Origin of the sequence: Nonomuraea zeae (genome assembly GCF_005889725.1) — a bacterium.
Lineage (GTDB): Bacteria > Actinomycetota > Actinomycetes > Streptosporangiales > Streptosporangiaceae > Nonomuraea > Nonomuraea zeae.
The window spans coordinates 1-20008 of sequence record NZ_VCKX01000234.1 but is presented as its reverse complement, the minus strand read 5'-3'; the positions used below and the strand labels follow the sequence as shown (position 1 = coordinate 20008).

At 73.6% G+C, this 20008-nt stretch carries 16 protein-coding genes; 11 read left to right on the top strand and 5 right to left on the bottom strand.

The window, feature by feature from the left end; translation table 11 throughout:
• The 10 genes from ETD85_RS46025 to ETD85_RS45980 form a co-directional block, all read left to right on the top strand.
• On the top strand, positions 1 to 473 hold a 473-nt coding region (locus tag ETD85_RS46025), incomplete at its 5' end, for an MFS transporter (RefSeq protein ID WP_138696171.1).
• Between the two features lie 172 nt (positions 474 to 645).
• Positions 646 to 855 carry an aroma-sacti cluster domain-containing protein gene (locus tag ETD85_RS46020; protein WP_138696170.1) on the top strand — a complete coding sequence of 70 codons (210 nt, stop codon included), beginning with the start codon at positions 646 to 648 and terminating at the stop codon, positions 853 to 855.
• A gap of 127 nt (positions 856 to 982) precedes the next feature.
• A complete protein-coding gene (locus ETD85_RS46015; protein WP_206059297.1) occupies positions 983 to 1819 on the top strand; it encodes a S8 family serine peptidase in 837 nt (278 codons plus the stop codon).
• Positions 1816 to 2460, top strand: a complete 645-nt coding sequence (locus ETD85_RS46010; RefSeq protein ID WP_138696168.1) for a GAF domain-containing protein — start codon at positions 1816 to 1818, stop codon at positions 2458 to 2460. The genes ETD85_RS46015 and ETD85_RS46010 overlap by 4 nt, the downstream gene beginning before the upstream one ends.
• Positions 2461 to 2628: 168 nt before the next feature.
• Positions 2629 to 5973, top strand: a complete 3345-nt coding sequence (locus tag ETD85_RS46005) for a DUF4132 domain-containing protein (RefSeq protein WP_138696167.1) — start codon at positions 2629 to 2631, stop codon at positions 5971 to 5973.
• Positions 5970 to 7046 carry an ATP-binding protein gene (locus ETD85_RS46000; protein WP_138696166.1) on the top strand — a complete coding sequence of 359 codons (1077 nt, stop codon included), beginning with the start codon at positions 5970 to 5972 and terminating at the stop codon, positions 7044 to 7046. The genes ETD85_RS46005 and ETD85_RS46000 overlap by 4 nt, the downstream gene beginning before the upstream one ends.
• 2 nt (positions 7047 to 7048) lie before the next feature.
• Positions 7049 to 9292: a DUF5682 family protein gene (locus tag ETD85_RS45995; protein WP_138696165.1), complete on the top strand. Its 2244-nt coding sequence runs from the start codon at positions 7049 to 7051 to the stop codon at positions 9290 to 9292.
• Positions 9289 to 10410, top strand: a complete 1122-nt coding sequence (locus tag ETD85_RS45990) for a VWA domain-containing protein (protein ID WP_138696164.1) — start codon at positions 9289 to 9291, stop codon at positions 10408 to 10410. Before ETD85_RS45995 ends, ETD85_RS45990 begins: the two co-directional genes overlap by 4 nt.
• A complete protein-coding gene (locus ETD85_RS45985; protein ID WP_138696163.1) occupies positions 10407 to 12542 on the top strand; it encodes a hypothetical protein in 2136 nt (711 codons plus the stop codon). Before ETD85_RS45990 ends, ETD85_RS45985 begins: the two co-directional genes overlap by 4 nt.
• A 104-nt stretch (positions 12543 to 12646) precedes the next feature.
• Positions 12647 to 13552 (top strand): NADP-dependent oxidoreductase, encoded by a 906-nt coding sequence (locus ETD85_RS45980; RefSeq protein WP_138696162.1) that lies wholly within the window; start codon positions 12647 to 12649, stop codon positions 13550 to 13552.
• Between the two features lie 39 nt (positions 13553 to 13591).
• On the opposite strand, the gene ETD85_RS45975 is transcribed toward ETD85_RS45980, so the two are convergent.
• From ETD85_RS45975 to ETD85_RS45955, 5 genes are all read right to left on the bottom strand, one after another.
• On the bottom strand, positions 13592 to 15361 hold the full coding sequence (locus tag ETD85_RS45975; RefSeq protein ID WP_206059296.1) for an ABC transporter ATP-binding protein: 1770 nt from the start codon (positions 15359 to 15361) through the stop codon (positions 13592 to 13594).
• Between the two features lie 120 nt (positions 15362 to 15481).
• Positions 15482 to 16717 carry a rhamnogalacturonan lyase family protein gene (locus tag ETD85_RS65100; protein WP_338087238.1) on the bottom strand — a complete coding sequence of 412 codons (1236 nt, stop codon included), beginning with the start codon at positions 16715 to 16717 and terminating at the stop codon, positions 15482 to 15484.
• A gap of 6 nt (positions 16718 to 16723) precedes the next feature.
• A complete protein-coding gene (locus tag ETD85_RS65095) occupies positions 16724 to 17317 on the bottom strand; it encodes a rhamnogalacturonan endolyase family protein (protein ID WP_206059294.1) in 594 nt (197 codons plus the stop codon).
• Positions 17318 to 17398: 81 nt separating this feature from the next.
• A complete protein-coding gene (locus ETD85_RS67725) occupies positions 17399 to 17971 on the bottom strand; it encodes an Lcl C-terminal domain-containing protein (protein ID WP_379507819.1) in 573 nt (190 codons plus the stop codon).
• A 453-nt stretch (positions 17972 to 18424) separates the two neighbouring features.
• A complete protein-coding gene (locus ETD85_RS45955) occupies positions 18425 to 19279 on the bottom strand; it encodes an RNA polymerase sigma factor (protein WP_138696159.1) in 855 nt (284 codons plus the stop codon).
• Between the two features lie 514 nt (positions 19280 to 19793).
• Here ETD85_RS45955 and ETD85_RS45950 point away from each other — a divergent pair.
• The coding region (locus ETD85_RS45950) for a hypothetical protein (protein WP_138696158.1) at positions 19794 to 20008 on the top strand (215 nt) is incomplete at its 3' end.

Genomic DNA, 20008 nt, shown 5'->3' with positions numbered 1-20008 from the left:
TGGAGCCTGGGGCGCTGCTGGTCGGGCGGGTCGGCGACGCCGTGCGGCCGCTCACGCTGATGGGTCTCGGTCAGGCCGGGATCGGCGTGGCGGTGGCGTCGCTGGGGCTGCTCCTGCTGACCGGGGCCCGGCCGTGGGCGGTGCTGCTGGTCGCCGTCGGCGCCCTGACCGGCCTGTCGTCGGCCGGCTTCATGATCGCTTTCCCGTACGTGCTGCAGACCGCGACCCCCGACGAGCTCGTCGGGCGCGTGTCCGCCACGGCCAACGCCGGCCCCACCGTCGTGCAGCTGGCCGCGCCGCCCCTGGGCGCCCTGCTGGCCGTGCACCTCGGCGTGGGTGCCGTCTTCACCGCGGCGGGGACCGCGCTGGCGCTGCTCGGCCTCGGTCTCATGGCCCTGCGCGCGCCGGCTCCGGCGCGGCCCGAGGCAGTCGCCCACGCGGGCGACGGCCGCCACCCGGTTCCTCCTGAGTGAAGCGGGATGGCCCCCTCCTGGCGGAGCCAGGAGCCACAGACGTGATCGCGGAACCACCGAGCGACGAGATCGCGATGCTCATCCCGATCGAAGGCGCCTCGGCCGCGTCACACCCGCCGTCGAAACCGTTCATCGGCGGAAACCTCTGGTACGTAGAGAGAAAGGAATGGCAATGTCGCAGTATGACGCCCTGACAGCGCTGCAGGACGCGGGAGTCTCCCTGGCGGAGATCCCCGAGGAGCAGCAGGCCATCTTCGCCTCGCTCACCCAGACCGAGGTGCGGGTCCTCACCTCGGTGAAGGACCGTCTGGACGCCGCCACTGAGGTGGCGGCGCACCTCGTCGAGCAGCCCGGCCACCACGTCGGCGTGATCATTCACTGACGAGGATCCGAACCGACCGGACCGCGCCACCGGCGCGGTCCGGTCACCTGGGAGGACAGCCGATGCACTGCCTCGTATGCCACCCGCCGGCCGGTGCGCGGGCCCGCTTGGCGAGCCGGTGAACCGGGTGAGCGAGCCGGTGAACGACCAGCTGGGCGGGCCGCGTTTGTCGTGGCACGCCGGTGAGGTCGATCCCGCCGAGCTGGAGGTGCCTTCCGACTGGCCGGCGCAGTCCTTCGACGAGTGGGCCTACGGCGGCGCGACCGGCGCCGGGGTGCGGGTCTGCGTCGTGGACAGCGGGATCGACGGCGGCCACGCGGACGTGGGCCCGGTCAGCGGCGCCTACGCCATGGTCGCCGACGGGGACGGGCTGCGGGCCGTGCCCGACGAGCAGGGCGACCGTTCGGGGCACGGCACCGCCTGCGCCAGCGTCATCAGGCGGCTCGCCCCGGGCTGCGAGCTGGTCGGCATGCGGGTGCTCGGCGCGCTGCACGGGCGCGCGGAGGTGCTGGTCGCGGGGCTGCGCTGGGCGGTCGCCCAGGATTTCGACGTGATCAACCTCAGCCTGTCCACCACCCAGCGGGACTTCGTGCCGGCGCTGCGCGAGCTGGCCGACGAGGCGTACTTCAGGAACACGCTGATCGTCGCCGCCGCCCACAACCTGCCCGTCGAGAGCTACCCGTGGCGCTTCGCCTCGGTGGTCTCCGTCGGCAGCCACCGCGAGCCCGAGCCGGACCTCATCCTGTACAACCCCAGCCCGCCGGTGGAGTTCTTCGCCTGCGGCATGAACGTGCCGGTGGCCACGCCGGGCGGCGGGCACCGGCGCTGCAGCGGCAACAGCTTCGCCACCCCCCACGTCGCGGCGCGCTGCGCCCTCATCCGCGGCAAGCATCCCGGGCTGACGCCCTTCCAGGTCAAGACCGCCCTCTACCTGTCATCGTCGAACGTCAGGAGCCACGGATGAGCCACGACGGACGGTGGGCGACCCTGGCGGCGCAGGCCGTGCCGGGCCCGGCCCGCGAGGAACGGCTCCTGCTGCAGTCGGTGGTGGAGGCGGCCCGCGCCATCTTCGCCGCGGCGGCCGGCTCGGTGCTCCTGCTGGACGCGACGGGCAAGGAGCTGGTCTTCGAGGCCGTCGCGGGCGAGGGGCAGGAGGCGATCCTGGGCCGCAGGACGTCCGCCGAGGCCGGGATCGCCGGCTGGGTGCTGGCCGCCGGCGAGCCGGTCGCGGTGCGGGACGTGCCGGCCGCCCCGGCGCTCGCCTCCGGGGCCGCCGGCCGCGCCGGATACGTGCCGCGCGCCATCCTGGCCGCCCCCCTCCTGTACGACGGCGAGGTCAGCGGCGTGCTGGAGGTGCTCGACCCGGTCCACGACGACCGGCGGACGTTCGACGACCTGCGGCTGCTGGGCCTGTTCGCCTACCAGGCCGTGGTCGCGCTGCACGTCGTGCGCCGCCACCGTGCCGCCCGTCAGGCGCTCACGGGCGACGGCGCCTATGCCGAGCTGGTCCGGATCGTCTCGGCGCTGGAGGCCATGCCCCGGCCGCGCCGCCAAGCCGGCCTGCGCATGCTGACGGCCGTCGGCGACCTGCTCAAGGACGGATAGGAGCCCGGTCACCGGTGCGGCCGCCGGCGACGCGGCCGATTTGTCGGTGCCGCGCGCGATACTCACCGCTGAAGATCACGAGGACGAGGTGCCGACCGGCGATGGCGCGGTAACGCCGCCGCTCGAACGACGGGCCCTGCCTCACACAAACAGCGTGGAGGGATCCGCATGAGCGCAGATCGGCTGCCGGCCGGTGCCGGCGACGGTTCGGCGAAGTTCTCGGACGTGCGTCAGAGCGGTACGGCCGCCGCGGCGGACGACGGCGTCGCGAACGAGGACCGGCTGGCGATGCCGTCCGCCTGGCTGCGCGCGCTGCATCCGCGGCGGGGCGGGGTGAAGGTCACCGTGAAGTCTCCGGACCCGGGCGCTCCCAAGGAGCTCGCCGCGAAGGTGGACGGGCGCCGGCAGATGATCGCCGACTCGCTGGCGAGGACGCAGGACCCGGAGATCGCCTCCGCGGGCGCGGCGTACCTGGCGGGGGAGGCCACCGCCACGCCGCTGGGCGCCGCGGCGGTCGCCTGCGTGGTGTCCGCGTCCATGAGCTGGGAGGAGAGGGCGTGGCTGCCCCTGTTCGCCGAGGTCTGGCTGGCCGAGCGCGGCCCGGCGTTCGCGGCGGTGGCCGCCACCGAGCTGGCCTCGCTGGAGTGCACGATCCAGGACGGAGGCACGCTGGCGATCCGCCGGCCGGCGGACGGCGACTCCTCCAGCCACTGGTGGAGCCGGATGGAGCTGGCCACGCGGGTCCGCACCGCCCTCGTGGCCGCGCCGGACGCCGAGTACGCCGAGGCCGTCGCGGCCCTGGCGGCGAGCCGTGCGGGCGGGCTGCACCACCGCGTGTCGGCCTCCTACCTGGCCCCGACCGAGGCCGGCTGGGTCGCGGACGACTGCGCCGAGACGAGCCGCGTCAATCCGGGGCTCGCGCCCGCGCTGGTCGCCGCGCTCAGCACGCCGGAGCAGGCGGCGCTCATCGCGGGCCACCTGTGGCACTTCTCCATGATGAACGCCCTCGCCCTTCCCGCCACGGTCGTCGACGGCATGGGTGCCGAGGCCGCCGTGCCGGTGCTGGCCGGATGGCTCGACACGCACCACGACGCCGACAGCCATCGGCGGCTGCTGGGCATGCTCGCCGAGCTGCCGGCCGACGTGGCGATGCGGGCGCTCCTCGACCGGATCGAGCGCAAGTACGTCCAGCCGGCCCTGCTCCACGCGGCGGCCCGCTTCCCCCGCCGGGCGATGCGGATGCTGGCCGCCTCCAGCGGCAAGGGCGTGGACCTGCTGCTGCGCGCCCACGTCCTGGCCCATCCCGGCCTGGTGGCCGAGGTGGCCGCGAGCGTCGACGACGCCTCCGCCGAGCGGATCAACACGGTCGCGACCGCCGGGCCCGTCGCCACCGCGCCGCTCGACGCCCTGCCCGAGGTGCTGGTCAGCCCGCCCTGGACCCGCCCGCGGACGACCCGCAAGCCCGTCGTGGTGACCGGCCTGGCGTGCGCCGGCGAGCCGGCCCTGGTGTGGGCACCGGGCGAGCGGGACAACTGGCATTCCCGCCGGGCGGGGCACGATCACTGGGGTCGGTCCTACAACCAGACGTGGGAGCAGATCGCCCGCGGGATCGCCGGTGGCAAGGGGGACTACCTGTACAACGAGATCGCCCTGTTCGTCTCCGGCCCCGAGGAACTGGCCAGACCGCTGCTCGGGAGGTGGCACCCGGACGACCACTGGGGAGTCTCCGACTGGATGCCGCTGGTGCTCGCCCGGTTCGAGCTGGCGGCGCTCCCCCTGGCGCTGGAGCTCGCCCGGCGCCAGCCCGCCGCGATCGCTCCCGCGCTGCTCCCGTTCGCCGCCCCGGAGATCGCCGTGCTGATGGCCGAGTGGCTGTCCCGGCTGAAGTCGGTGCGGGCCACCGCGCTGGCGTGGCTGTCGCGCCACCCCGAGACGGCCGCCGGCGCCCTGATCCCGGCGGCTCTGGGCAAGCCCGGCGGGCCCCGGCGACAGGCCGAGCAGGCGTTGACGGCGCTGGCCGCGGGCGGCTGCGGTGAGGCCGTGGCGAAGGCCGCCGCGGCCCACGGACCTGTCGTCGAGGCGGCGATCGCCGACCTGCTCTCGGACGGCCCGCTCGGCGCGCTGCCCGCCAGGATGCCCGTCCTGCCCGAGTGGACGCAGGTCGCGCTCCTGACCCCGATCCACCTGCGCGGTGACGCGGGCGCGCTGCCGCCCGAGGCGGTCCGCCACGTGCTGACGATGCTGGCGATCTCCCGGCCCGGCACCCCCTACGCCGGCCTCGCGCCGGTCAAGGAGGCATGTGACGGCCGCAGCCTGGCGGACTTCGGCTGGGCGCTGTTCCAAGCCTGGCAGGCGGCCGGTTTCCCGTCCAAGGAGAGCTGGGTGATGGACGCGCTGGGGCTGCTCGGCGACGACGAGACCGTACGGCGGCTGACGCCGTTGATCAGGATCTGGCCGGGCGAGGGCGGGCACGCGCGGGCGGTCGCGGGTCTCGACCTGCTGGCCGGGATCGGCTCCGAGGTCGCGCTGATGCACCTGCACGGCATCGCCGAGAAGGTCAAGTTCACCGGGCTCAAGAACCGGGCCAGGCAGAAGATGGCCGAGGTCGCCGCGGAGCTCGGCCTGACACCGCAGGAGCTGGCCGACCGGCTCGTGCCGGACTTCGGGCTGTCCGCCGAGGGCAGCCTGACCCTCGACTACGGCCGCAGGCAGTTCGTCGTCGGCTTCGACGAGCAGCTCAAGCCGTACGTGGCCGACGCCGCGGGCAAGCGGCTCAAGAGCCTCCCCAAGCCGGGGGCGAACGACGACCCGGAGCTCGCACCGGCCGCCTACCGGCGCTTCAGCGGGCTGAAGAAGGACGTGCGCGCCGTGGCCGCCGACAACATCCGCCGGCTGGAGCAGGCCATGGTAACCCGGCGCCGCTGGAGCGGTGCGGAGTTCGAGCGGCTGCTCGTCGGCCATCCGCTGCTCTGGCACATCGTGCGGCGGCTGGTGTGGGGGCTCTACGACTCCGGCGGCCGGCTCACGGGAGCCCTGCGCGTGGCCGAGGATCGCAGCTTCGCCGACGTCGAGGACGACGCGCTGGCGTTGCCCGACGAGGCCGTCGTCGGGGTCGTGCACCCGCTGGAGCTGCGGGAGGAGCTGCCCGCCTGGGCCGGGGTGTTCGCCGACTACGAGATCCTGCAGCCGTTCCCGCAGCTGGGCCGGGAGACCTACGTCCCGGACGAGGCGTTGCTGGCCGAGATCGGCGCCGCCAAGGTCCCCACCCGTGCGGTGATCGGCCTCGAACGCCGCGGCTGGCGGCGGGGCTCGCCGCAGGACGCCGGCTGGCAGGGCTGGATCGAGCGGGACGTGCCCGGCGGCCGGACCGTCACGGTCGGCCTCGATCCCGGCATCTCGGTGGGTTATCTCGACTTCGCCGACGAGCAGACCCTGGTGGGCGTCGACCTCGACGGCCTCGACCCGGTCACCGCCTCCGAGATCCTGCGCGACCTGCGGGAGATCACCCGATGAACGAGGACGTGCAGCGGCCACCGGCCGAGATCCGCTACGCCGGCGAGCTGGCCCGGCTGCGGGCGGACGACACCGACGACCGGCCGCCCGGCTGGGCGCTGAGCCTGCGGGCCGCCCGCCGCTTCATCCTCGGGGACGACCAGCTCGGCATCGGCCGCAAGTTCGTCGGCGATCCGTCCCTGATCGACCGATCCCTCGTGACGCTCGCCACCAACCGCGGGCTGATGCTGGTGGGCGAGCCCGGCACGGCGAAGTCCCTGCTGTCGGAGCTGCTCGCGGCGGCGGTGAGCGGCACCTCGACGCTCACGGTCCAGGGCGGGGCGGCCACCACCGAAGACCAGATCAAATATTCGTGGAACTACGCGCTGCTGGTCGCCGAAGGCCCGTCCGCCCGGTCGCTGGTGGCCGCTCCGCTGCTGCGCGGCATGGCCGAGGGCAAGGTGGTGCGCTTCGAGGAGATCACCCGGTGCCCGCTGGAGGTGCAGGACTGCCTGCTGTCGCCGCTGTCGGACCGGGTGCTCGCCGTACCGGAGCTGTCCGGCCCCGAGTCGATGGTGTACGCCAAGGAGGGGTTCACCGTCATCGCCACCGCGAACACCCGCGACCGCGGCGTCAACGAGATGAGCGCCGCGCTCAAGCGCCGCTTCAACTTCGAGACGGTCTTCCCGATCGCCGACTTCGACACCGAGCTGCGGCTGGTGGAGGCCGAGGCCACCGCCCTGCTGAAGCGCTCGGGCGTCGGCACGCCGCCCCGGCGTGACGTGCTGGAGGTGCTGGTCACCGCGTTCCGGGAGCTGCGCGAGGGGCAGACCGCGCGCGGTGACGCCACCGACCGGCTGTCGGGGGTGATGAGCACCGCCGAGGCCGTCTCGGTCGCGCATGCCGTGGGGCTGCGCGGCTGGTTCCTGCGCGGCGAGGCCGGCACCGCCGCCGACCTGGCCTCCTGTCTGGCCGGCACGGCGGCCAAGGACAACCCGGAGGACCTGGCGAAGCTGCGCAGGTATCTGGAGCGCAGGCGGCACGGCGACCAGTGGAAGGCCCTGTACGAGGCCCGTCACCTCCTGCCGGGCTGACGATGGCGATCACGTTCCTCGGCGTCCGGCACCACAGCCCCGCCTGCGCCCGGCTGGTCGCCGACACCATCGCTTCCGTACGGCCCGCGTACGTGCTGGTCGAGGGCCCGGCGGACATGAACGACAGGATGGACGAGCTCCTGCTGGGCCATGAGCTGCCGATCGCGGTCTACACCAGCTACCGCGACGCGCGGCGACGGCACGGCTCGTGGACGCCGCTGTGCGACTACTCCCCGGAGTGGACGGCGCTGGCCGCGGGCCGCGAGGTCGGCGCCGAGCTGCGCTTCATCGACCTGCCCGCCTGGCATCCCGCGCTGTCCGGCGTCCGCAACCGGTACGCCGACGCCGAGGCCCGCTACGGCGAGGTGACCGCACGGCTGTGCCGTGCCTTCGCCGTGGACAACGTGGACGCGTTGTGGGACCACCTGTTCGAGATCGAGCCGGCCGACGGGCTGGCCGAACGGCTGGCCGCGTACTTCGACCTGGTGCGCGGCGACACCGAGGCCGGGCAGGACGACCTGGCCCGCGAGGCGTACATGGCGCAGTGGATCCGGGCCGCCGCCGACGACGCGGGCGGCAGGCCGGTGGTCGTGGTCACCGGCGGCTTCCACCGGCCCGCGCTGGTCCGGCTGGCCGAGCGGGGCGACCGGAGCCGGCCGGAAGTGCCGCGGCCCCCCTCGGACGCGGTCGTCGGCAGCTACCTGGTGCCGTACTCGTTCCGGCGGCTGGACGCCTTCGACGGCTACCAGTCGGGCATGCCGTCGCCGGGCTACTACCAGCGCCTGTGGGAGTCCGGTCCCGCCGACGCCGCCCGCGCGCTCACCGAGGCGGTGACGGCCCGGCTGCGCGCCCGGCGCCAGCCGGTCTCCACCGCGGACCTGATCGCCGCCAGGGCCACTGCGGACGGGCTCGCGCTGATGCGCGGCCATCCGCATCCCGCCCGGGTCGATGTGCTGGACGGCCTGGCGGGCGCGCTGGTCAGCGAGGCGATCGAGGCACCGCTGCCCTGGGCGACCCGCGGCGCGCTGCAGGCCGGCAACCATCCGGTGATCGTGGAGATGATCGCGGCCCTCAGCGGTGACCGGGTGGGCCGCCTGCATCCCTCGACCCCGTTGCCGCCGCTGGTCCACGCGGTGCTCGCGGCCCTGGGCGATCCGGGTACGGAACGGCTCGACCTCGGCACGGAAGCCGGCCGCGAGCGCAGCCGGTTCCTGCACCGGCTGCGCGTGCTGGAGATCCCCGGCGTGCGGCGCACCTCGGGACCCCGCCTGGCCGGCGGCACGGACCTGGCCGAGCAGTGGGTGCTGACCGAGTCGGATGACCGGCTGCCCGCGCTGATCGAGGCGGGCGGGTACGGCGTGGACCCGCAGGAGGCGGCGGCCGCCGCGCTCGCCGAGCGGATCACCGGCGCGGACCTCGACCAGCTGGCCGACGTGCTGTTCGACGCGGCGCTGTGCGGCATCGGCGAGCTGACCGGACAGGTGCTGCACGACCTGGCGCGGGCCGTCGGCGCGGCGGCCGATCTGGGAGCGCTGGGCCGCACCCTCACGGTCGCCCTGGCGATGTGGCGTCACGACGATCTGTTCCGCACCAGCGGCAGCACCACCCTGGCCACGGTCGTCGAGGCCGCGACCAGCCGGGCGCTGTGGCTGGCCGAAGGCGTGCACGGCGGTCCCGCGCCGGCCGACCTCCAGCGCGTCGGCACCGTGACCGCCGTCCGCGACGCCCTCAGGCACGCCGGCCCGTCGCTCGGGCTGGACGTGGAGGCGGCGCTGGGCGTCGCCGACCGGATCGCCGCCGGTCAGGAGGCGCCACCCGACCTGCGCGGAGCGGCGCTGGGCCTGGGCTGGTCACTGCGTGGCACGGCCGCCGCCGACCCCGCCAGGGCGCTGCGCGGCGCGTTCGTCCCGGCGACGGCCGGTGACTGGCTGACCGGGTTGTTCGCGCTCGCCCGCGAGGAGGTGCTGCACACCGCCGGCCTGCTGGAGCTGCTCGACGAGCTGGTCGCGGGGATGACCGATGACGACTTCCTGGTGGCCCTGCCCGCGCTGCGCCAGGCGTTCGGCTTCTTCCCGCCCCGCGAACGGCACCTCATCGCCACCCGCCTGGTCGAGCGGCGCTCCGGCGGCGGGTCGGGGTGGGACCTGATGCGGCTGGAGGCGGCACCGGAGCTGGTGGCCGCCGGTATGGCACTGGACGAGCGGGTCGACGCGGCCCTGCGCAGGGAAGGACTGATCACGTCATGACCGACCCCACCCTCGAACGATGGCGGCTGCTGCTCGGCGAGCCGGGCGGCGCCTGCCTCGGCGGGCTGGAGCTCGACGCGGAGGCCGCCGCCCGCGACGCGGCCCTGGACTGGCTCTACGGCCGCGACGAGGACCAGCGCCGGCGCGGTGTACGGCGGCAGGGCGGGACGGGCGAGTCGACGCTGACCACCTTCGACTGGCTCGACGACATCACCCGGCTCTTCCCCAAGGAGACCGTCGAACGGCTGCAACGGGACGCGATCGAGCGCTACGAGATCGACGACGTGGTGACCGACCCGGCGGTGCTGGCGCGCGTCGAGCCCAACCCCGCGCTGCTCAAGGCGGTGCTGCGGACCAAGCACCTGATGAACCCGCAGGTGCTGCGGCTGGCCAGGCGCATCGTGGAGCAGGTGGTCCGGGAGCTCATGGACAAGCTCGCCACCGAGGTCCGCAGCGCGTTCACCGGCACCAAGGTGCGGCGGTCCAGCCGGATGCGGCTGGCGCGCAATTTCGACATGGTCAGGACCCTGCGCGCCAACCTCGGCCGCTACCAGCCCGGCACCGGCAAGGTGGTGATCGAGACCCCGTACTTCTTCTCCCGCACCCGCCGCCACCTGGAGCAGTGGCAGGTGATCCTGCTCGTCGACCAGTCCGGGTCGATGGTCGAATCAGTGATCCACTCGGCGGTCACCGCGGCCTGCCTGTGGGGGTTGCCCGGCGTGCGCACCCACCTGGTCGCCTTCGACACCGAGGTGGTCGACCTGACCTCCGACGTGGACGATCCGGTGGAGCTGCTGATGAAGGTCCAGCTCGGCGGCGGCACCGACATCGCCCGCGCGGCGGCGTACGGGGCGGGGCTGGTGGACCAGCCGCGCCGGGCGATCGTGGTGCTGATCTCCGACTTCTACGAGGGCGGCGATCCGCACCGGCTGGTGCGCGTCGTGCGCGACCTGGTGGCGCAGGGCAGCAAGGTGCTGGGGCTGGCCGCCCTGGACGAGCAGGCCAATCCCGCCTTCGACCGGGAGCTGGCGCAGCGGCTGGCCGATGCCGGAGCGTACGTGGGCGCGATGACGCCCGGCGAGCTGGCGTCGTTCGTGGCGGAGCACGTGGGCCGATGAGAACGGACCTCCTCGGCCTCACGACCGACTCCCTCGCCGCGCTCACCAACCGGGGCCTGGTCAAGCGCGCGGGCAAGGAGGCCGGGCCGGAGCTGCGTACCGACGCCGACGGCACCGTGCACGGCGACTTCCCCGGCGGGCCGGCCACCAGCCTGCCGCCCGGCGGCCTCGACGTGGCCCGCTGCACCTGTGGCGCCACCGGCGTCTGCCGGCACGTGATCGGGGTGATCCTCGCCTACCAGCGCCAGTCGGCAGAGACCCGGCACCTGTCTCCGGAACCCGGCCCGGAAGCCCTGTCCCCCGCATCCGGCCTGGGAGCCCTGTCCCTCGACGGCGGCCCGGCAGCAGTGCCTCCTGACGGCGATGGCTCGGCGGGGCTGTCCCCGGACGGCGGCTCAGCCGCACTCTCCCCCGGCGGCGGCCTGGCGGCGCAATCCCCCGACGGCGATTCGGGGGCGCCGCGCGCCGAGGCCGGTCCGGAGGCCCTGTCCTGGTCGCCGGGGCAGGTGAGCGACGACGAGCTCACCGCGCGCCTCGGCGCCCGCCTGATGGCCGCCGCCCGCCGTACGGAGAGGGCCGGGTTCACCGCGCGGGTCCGCCGCGCGACCGCCGCCGACCCGGTGCCGCAGGTCGAGCTCGCCACCGCGACCGTACGCTTCCTCGTCCCCGGCGACCTCGGGTTCGTCCACACCGACGCCGTCGCCGGCAGCCGCGACGACGTCATCGCCCTGGCGGTGTGGGCGTTCAGGGCGGCCGACGAGCTGCACCCCGGCGTCCCCGAGGTGCGGGTCGACGTCGGCGGCCAGGCGGCGGCCGCCACCGGGTCCGGGCTGGAGCCGGCCCTGGCGCTGGCCGGCACGGTGTTGCGCGAGGGCGCGGCGCAGCTCGGCCAGGGGCTTGCGGCCACCGTCGCCGACGTGCGGCGCCACCTGGACGCCGCCGGGTCGCGCTGGCCGCTGCTGGCCGTCGGCGACCTCGCCGGGCAGCTGGACTCCTACCGGGACCGCAGCGCCGGCTACCGTCCCGAGCTGCTCGCCGGCCACATCACCGAGCTGCACGCCCGGCACCGGGCGGTGACGCGGCCCGGCGCCACCCTGCGCAGCAGCGTGCTCGGCACCGCCGAGGCCGCCGAGACCCCGCTGCGCCGGGCCCGGCTGGAGAGCCTCGGCTGCCGGATCCGCGCTCTCGGCGACCAGCGGATCGCCGAGGTCTACCTGGCCCACGGCGACAACGCCATGGTCCTGGTCCTGCGCCGCCAGTGGGACGGCGACGACGACGGGGCGGCGCTGGCGCGGCGGCGGATCGCCACGTCCACGCTGTCCGCCCTGGCCACCGGCACCCTGGTCACGGAGTCCGCCGTCCGCAGCGCCAGCCGCACGGTGCGGCTGTCCACCGGGCGGATCTCCAGGACGACGGTCAGCCCGTCGCGGGGCGACTGGGGCGCGCTGCCGCCGTCGCTGGTGGTGACCGACCTCGCCGCGCTCGGCCGCGAACTCGACGCCCTGCCGCTCAGGCCCGTCCGCCCCCGGGTCGAGGCGGAGCTGGTACGGGTCATCGCCGTCGCCGGGGTGCGGGCCGTCACCTACGCCCCCGGAGACCAGCGTCTCGACGCCGTCATCGTCGACCGGGCGGGCAACACCGCCACCGTCACGGCCACGCACACCGCCGAGGCCCCCGGACGCCTCGACTCGCTGGCCGCCGTGCTCGCCGGAGAGGAGGGCGAGCTGCGTTTCGTCAGCGGCGTGGTCGGCCGGACGGCGGGCGGTGTCGTCGTCGATCCGCTCGGCCTGGCGGCCGGCGCCCGCATGATCGTCCCCGACCTGCGGCCCGCCGGTGGCGGCGGCCGGCTCGTGGTCGCCGGGGACGACCGGCCAGAGCCGCTGACCGCGGCTCTGGCCGACGCCCGAAGCCTGCTCGCCGAAGCGGCCCATCACGGCCTGTCCCGCCTGCCGCCCACCTACGACACCCGGCTCGCCGCCGCGGCCCGGCGGCTGAGCGTGCTCGGGCTGCACCGGGTCGCGCAGGCCGTCACCACCTTCGCGGCGGCGCGGGCCCACGACTCCGAAGAGGCGGTCGAGCGGACCTGGATCGACGCCTACCTGCGCCTGGAGGTCGCCCTGGACCTGAGCTGACCACCCACGCCGGCCGGCCGATCTCCCGCGCGGCAGCCCCGAGGCAGGGCGCGAGGAGACCTCCCCTATTGTTGGATGCCGATCGAACACCAAGGGAGTTGAGCATGCGCATCGTGCGGATCGAACATTTCGGCGACCCCGGCGTCCTGACCCTCGCCGAGGCACCGGCGCCTCGCCCGCTGGACGGCGAGGTCCTGGTACGCGTTGTCGCCTCCGCCATCAACCCCGTCGACGACAAGACCCGCGAAGGGGCCATCGGAGCGGGCACCCCGCCCCTGCCGATGATCCTGGGCTGGGAGCTGGCGGGCATCGTGGTCGGCAGCCGCACCAGCGCCCTGCCCGTGGGGGAACGGGTCTTCGGGATGTCCCACCAGCTCGGCACCGGACGGGGAACCTGGGCCGACCTCGTCGCCATGCCGGCCGGCGCCCTTGCCGTCGCCCCCTTGGCGATCAGCCTGGTGGAGGCGGCGACGCTGCCGCTGCCCGGGCTCACCGCCCTGCAGACGCTGGACTGGCTGGACGTCCGCGCGGGACAACGGCTGCTGGTGGCGGGAGCGGCCGGTGCCGTGGGCGGGTTGGCCGTACAGCTCGCCCGGGCCCGCGGCGCCCGGGTGGACGCGCTGGTCTCCAAGCCGGCCCAGCTCGAGGTGGTCAAGGAGCTCGGGGCCGAATGGGCCACCACCGATCGCGCCGCACTCCCCGCAGCCGCCTATGACGCCGTCTTCGACACCTTCGGCGCCTTCGTCACTGACACCGTCGCCGACCGGGGCCGCTACGCCTCCATCGCCACCCAGGCCGGCCCCGTGCCGGACCTGTCCCGCCGAGCGGTCAGCACGACGGTCAACCAGGTACGCGAGGACGCCTCGGGGCTCGCCGAACTGGCCCAGATCGTGGACGCGGGCCAGGTGAAAGTACGCGTCGATTCCGAATACAGCCTGCGAGACGTGCGGAAGGCACACGAACGCTTCCTGCGCGGCCGGCTGACCGGAAAGGTGGCTCTCGTCTTCTGAGCAGCCGACCGGCATGGAGCGGCAGGCCGGGATCTGCCGTCAGGCGAGCCCGACCTGCGTGAGGTGGAGCTGGGCGTACCGGCCGCCGGCGGTCAGCAGCTCGTCATGCGTTCCCTGCTCGACGACCCGGCCGCCGTCGAGCACGACGATCCGGTCGGCCTGCCGCACCGTCGACAGCCGGTGCGCGACGACGAGGGTCGTCCGTCCCCGCATGAGGCGGGCGAGCGCGTCCTTGACGAGCTCCTCGGACTCCGAATCCAGCGCGGAGGTCGCCTCGTCCAGCAGCAGGATCCGCGGATCGCGGACGATCGCGCGGGCGATCGCGAGCCGCTGCCGCTGCCCGCCGGACAGGCGCGCGCCCCGCTCCCCGACGACCGTGTCCCAGCCGTCCGGCTGCTCCTGGACGAACGACCAGGCGTTCGCGTCGCGCAGTGCCTGAGCGATCCGCTCGTCGGAGACCTCCGGCAACCCGTAGGCGACGTTCTCGCGGATCGTCCCCTCGAACAGCACGGACTCCTGCGGCACGACCGAGACGAAGCGGCGCACCGTACGCAGGTCGAGCTCCTGGAGGTCGGCGCCGTCGAGCAGGATGCGGCCACCGGTGGGGCGCACGAAGCCGAGCACCAGATTGAGCAACGTCGACTTGCCCGAGCCCGACGAGCCGACGAACGCGACGGTCGCCCCCGAGGGGATGTCGAGATCGATGGCGTGCAGGGCGTCCTCGTCCGCTCCGGGGTAGCGGTGCGCCGCGTGCTCCAGCCGGATCGCGCCGTCCACCGCGCCGACGACCCGCTTGCCCTCGTTCTGCTCCAGATCCGGCTCCTGGATGACCTCGGCGATCGACCGGATCGACTCCACGCCGCGCGCCGCGACCGGGATGAGGAAGAGCAGCTGGGTGAGCCCTTGCGTGAGCAGCGCGAAGTAGCTCGACAGCAGGACCACCTCGCCCGCGGTGATGGGGAGCAGGCCGGTCAGGGAGAACACCGCGGCCAGCACCAGGCAGCCGACTCCCAGCAACTGCATCGTCACCCACGACACGGATGCGACGTGTCCGTTGAGCATGTCCAGATGCAGCCCGGCCCGGCGGACGCCGTCGGCGCCGTAGGCGACGCGGGTGACCGCGGTCTCCTCAAGGCCGTGCGCGCGCGTGACCGGGATCAGCGACGCCATCTCGCCGACCCGGGCGGCGAGCCCCTCCATCTCGCGGCGCAGAGCCTCGTTCCGATGGCGCGAACGCCGGCCGAGCACGGTCCGCAGCACGAGCGCGATCGGCACGGTGAGCGCGTACACGGGAAGGAACTGCGGCACGGCGATCGCCGTCATCGAGACCGCGCCGATGAGGACCATGGTCGCCGACAGCAGCGGATGGGTCACCTGCTGGAGCATGAGCTCCACGTTCTCGACGTCGCGCACGACCTTGCTCTGGACGATCGACGAGCTCAGGCGGGTGTGGTAGCCGATCGACAGGCTCTGCAGCCGCGCGGCGAGAGCGTTGCGCAGGTCGGCGCCTATGTCGCGGACGACCGTCATGAAGTTGCGCGTGTAGAGAATGTGGTTCGGATAGTTCTGCAGCAGCAGGACGCCCGCGAGCGCGAACCACCACAGGACGGCGGTCACCGACCCGCGATCGGCGACGACGTCGATGATCGCGGCGGTGATGACCGGGAGGAACCAGAGCGGGATCTCCTTCAGCGCGAACGCCACTAACGCGGTTGCCATGCGGCCGGGCCGGCGGGCGAGCAGCCGGACGACGGAGCGGACCGGGTGGGCGCCGTCGATCAGCACGGAGACGTGGGACGGGGACTTCACTGCGGGTGTGTCCTTTCTCGCCGCTGCGATCGGCTGCGGAATGCGACGTGGCGGCGGGGGAACATGCAACCACATGCGCCCCCGCGCACCTGCTCGGGGTCGGCCCGCACGCCGCCGGGCTCAGCCGCCCGCGTAGGTGATGTCCGGCCGGGGCGGCTTGCTCATGCCCGCGCCGAGGAAGTAGTCGACGTGGTGGGACTGCAGGTATCCCTTGAGGGTCATGCTGTTGCGGTAGGCGGGGTTGTGGGCGAGGGTGTACAGCCGGGTGGCGGTCGGCTGGTTCGTGGTGAAGATGATCAGCTCGTCGTGCGCGGCGTCGGTGTAGACGGCCTCCTCCCGCCAGTCACCGAGGATGTCGCCGACGAAGGCGGGGTTGGCGGTGCCGGAGTTGACCGCACCGTACTTCCAGAGGGTCTGCAGCCGGGGCGTGCCCTTCGACGTGGAGGGATCGGCCGGGTTCCACTTCTCGATCTTGCCGTCGTTGAGCAGCTCCAGGGTCAGGTCGCCGTCCCACCACAGGCCGAGCTGCGGCCAGGGGCTCAGTGAGGGGTCCGGCTGGGTGAGCTTGTTCTTGCGGGCGTTGTGGACGCCGGAGAACGACCACACCTCCATGCCGGGGAAGCGCGGGTCGATGTCGCCGGCCATGCCGCGCCCGACGTCGGCGGTGCCTGCCGCGGTGTGCTGCCAGAGGATGACGCCGGTGCGGGCGTTGTAGTAGTACTCGCGCAGGCCGCTGGGGTTGTCCTGCTGCACGCCGTAGCCCTGCAGGCCGGGGCGGCGGGGGTCCATCTCGGCGATGTGGAAGCGGTCGCCGTGGCCGATGCCCTCGTCGGCCAGGCTGTAGCGGAGCTTGCCGTTGCCGTTGAGCAGGAACCCGATCTCGGCGATCTCGTCCTTGCCATCGCCGTCCACGTCGATGATGCGGGTGTTGTGGCCGTCGGCGCCGCCGCCCTTGCCGCGCAGCCACTTCCACTGGTTCCCCAGCGTGTCGCCGTCGAACTTCCAGGCGGTGAACATGAGGTTGAAGCCGCCGCGGCCGATGCGGTTCTTCATGTACGCGACCAGGCTCGGCGTGGAGCCGTCGAGGTAGCCGACGCCGAAGCGGGCGTACATCGGACCGTCGGCGACGTAGTCGTCCGGCACCGGGGCGGTGGCCCTGGGCGCGCCGGTCCGGCCGTCGAGGATGGCGATGGCCTGGTGCGCGTCGTCCTTGGCGGCGGTGTACTTGCTGCCGTCGCCGAAGGTGACGCCGTTGGCGACGCGGACGGCGACCTCGGCGCGGCCGTCGCTGTCGAGGTCGTAGACGGTCACGCCGTCCCAGTGGCCGACATCGACGGTGGCCGAGCCGCCCTCGATGTTGTTCTAATTCATGCTGTTGGGGCCCATGTTCATCGACCACAGGAAGGTGCCGTCGCCGCGGTAGGCCTCGATGGTCTGCGGCTTGGTCTGGCGGTCGATGACGTAGTCGTAGGCGCCGTCGCCGTCCAGGTCGCCTGCCCAGAGGAACTTCACCGCGCCGCCCTTGCGCAGCGGGACGCGGACGGCGGGCTCGACGGCGTGGTTCGCGGTCAGGGTGAAGGGGTCGCTCGGCTCCTGCTCCGCGCCGTCGAGCACCGGGCGGACGTGGTAGCTGTTGGCCCTGGTCAGGTCGGCGGTGGAGTCGGTGAAGTTGGTGCCGCCGGTCAGGGGTTCGGGGGTGAGCTTGGCGTAGGCGCCGCCGGCGGTGGAGCGGTAGACGTTGAAGGCCAGTACGTCCGGGTCCAGGCCCAGCAGCCGCCAGGTGATCAGGACATCCTTGCCGCCGGAGCGCACGGCCACGACGCCGCGGCCGAGATTCTCCATCGGGCGGGCTGTCGCGGCCGTCGAAGCGACGGGCAGGGCGACCAGCGCCGTACTGGCCGCCAGGACCGCGGTGGCGATGGCGGCGCCCCTACGCAGGGCACGCGTGACGTACATGGGTTCTCCTTGTTCGGGGGTGGGTCGCCTGACCGCATGGCGAAGCGGACGTGCTTCTGCGGCGGGGAGGTGCGAACCGGGTCAGCGGACGCAGCGGACGTGGCCGGTGGCCACGTCGCGGTAGCTCGTGTATCCGTCGTCGTAGCTGAGCTTCCAGCGGGCTCGGGGGTCCGCGGCGGCCGTGGACGAGGACCAGTACCAGCCTTCGGGCTCAGTGCCGGGGAAGGCCGAGGTGTCGATGGCCGGGCCGCCGCGGGACTCGTCGACCGTGGTGGCCAGCTCCTTCACGCTGGGCAGCCGCCAGGAGTGCCCGCCCAGCCGCAGATCCGCGCAGTAGGCGGTGGCGGCCCGGGCCGACCTGGCCTCCGGCGCGGTGGCGCGCTGCCAGGTCAGGCCGGTGGCGGGGTCGGTGACCTGTCCGGCGGCGATCCGGTAGCGGGGTCTGCCGGTGCCGGATGCCGCACGGACGCAGCGGACGTTGTACTGGCCCGACTGGAACGCGCCGTTACTGGCCAGGCCCTCGTAGAAGTTGATGATCCAGGCGCGCGGCGGCTCCTTCGCGTACGCCCAGGGTGAGGACGTCCAGAAGAACCGGGGCGGCGTGCCGGGGAACGCCTTCTGGTCGATCGCCGGGTTGGCGCGGGTGGTGTCGATGATGGAGGTCAGCTCGATCCGGCTGGGCAGCTGCCAGCCGCAGCCCGGTGCAGTACGCCTTCGCCGCCGTGAAGGTGTAGGTCTTCGGCGCGGGGGCGCGCTGCCAGACGAGGCAGGTGACGTTGTCGCGTACGGTGCCGTCGCCGAGGTCGGTGTGGCTCGCCGGGTTCGGTAGGCCGGTCCTGGCCGGGTTCGGCATCGGCCAGCTCGCCCAGACCTTGGCGAGCCCCGCGCCGCATCCGGCCGGTGACTTGGCGGGATCGGCTTCCGGGGCGGCTCGCTTCCTCGCCTGGCGTTTCGTGGGGGTCTTCGCTCGGGGGGTGCTGGGCGTGGCCGCGGCCGGTACGCCGGCGGGAGCCGCCGCGGTCTGCGCGATCTGCCGCGGCCGGTCCGGCAGGCTCGTATACGCCACGCCGCCGCCGGCGACCACGACGATCGCGGTGACGACGGCGGTCACGGGGTTCTCCCGCACCGTCCGCGCCACCCGGGCGCTCGTCCCACCGTCCTGAGCCGCGGCGCTGCCCCGGTCATCGCCCGTCGCGGCTTTCGCGCCGCGCCCGGCATCGCCGCCCGGCGCAGTGTGCGGCCCGCGGGTGTCGACCAGCTCCGACACCGCCGGGTCGCCGCCCGGCGCGGTGCGCGGCCCGCCGGTGCCGACCAGCTCCGACACCGCCGGGTCGGCCGGCCGTCCCAGCCGGTCGTCACCCGGCCCAGCTCCCGGCACTCCCCCGCCGCCAGGGCCGCCACCACGGACCGCCCGATCTCCAGCTGGTTCCGCATCCGCTGGACGCGCACCCCCGCGTACGCCACGGTGACGCCCAGCGCGGCGGCGACCTCGTCCCGGCTCAGCTCGCCGGCGGCCTCCTGCCACCACAGCGACAGCACGACCCGGTCCTCGTCGTCCAGCCAGCGGCCGGCCCGCGCCACCTCGCGGCGCTGGCCGGACAGCCGGAGCCGCAGGATGGCCAGCTCCTCGAAGTCGGCGCCCGGCTGCGGCGTGCCGGCCAGCGCGCCGGTGTGCCCCAGGGCTTCGCCGGCCCGCTGCCGGTGCGTACCGACCTGATGGACGGCGATCGCGCTCACCCACGCCCGGAAGCTCTCCGGACCGCGCAGCGCGGGCAGGTCGCGCACCACCCGCAGCATGGTCTCCTGGACGACGTCATCGACCTCGGGCAGCCCGCTCAACGCGCGGCCGACGATGCCGTAGACCAGCGGCAGGCACCTGCGCACGAGCATGTCCCGCGCCTGCCGGTCGCCGCGTTGCGCGGCCCTGACGAGGTCACGCTCGCCGGCGTCCGCATGGCTCATGGTTGGGGCATCCTATCCGGAATTTCGGCGTGCCCCCTCGTCCAGGAAAGCACTCTTACCGCCGCAGAGATTAGATTTCCCCCGCAATGACTGTCAATCCACACCGGCAAGTGGCCAGGCCCGACCATTAGCACCCGTTGGGCATATCACTTTTTCGCAGTGAGATTTCTTACGCCCTCATCTCCCCTGGTGAGGGCCGTATCGGACCGTGACACCAGTAGACTCGCCATTCAAATCCCGCCCCGCGCGGCCACGGCTACCTGCAATCGGATTTGTTTTCGTGGCGCCCAAAAATGAGCGGGCTCGATGCGGCGACCATAAAGGCGAAGGCGAAAACTTCCCGTCGCAGGTCACGCGGCAGAATGACGCGCCCGGCAGAGCGGCGGCCTGCCGCGGCATGACCGGATCCGCCCCACCGGCCCGCCGTGTCGGTAGACGAGGTCACTAGTAGTATTTATTGACCCATTCATAGTACTGTGCAGCTCATTGTGCGACCTATTGGAAAGGTGCAGCTGTGCGGCGACTGAGCGTACCGGGCCGGATCCCTCCGCCGATGGAGGGCCATCTGCGGCTCGGCGATCTCCCCCACGGGCCCGACGCGATCACGGTCAACTCGCGGCATCTGAGCCGGGCAGGCAGGCCGTGGTTCCCCGTGATGGGCGAGTTCCACTACGGCCGCTACCCGGCGGAGGAGTGGCGGGAGGAGTTGCTGAAGGTGCGGGCGGGCGG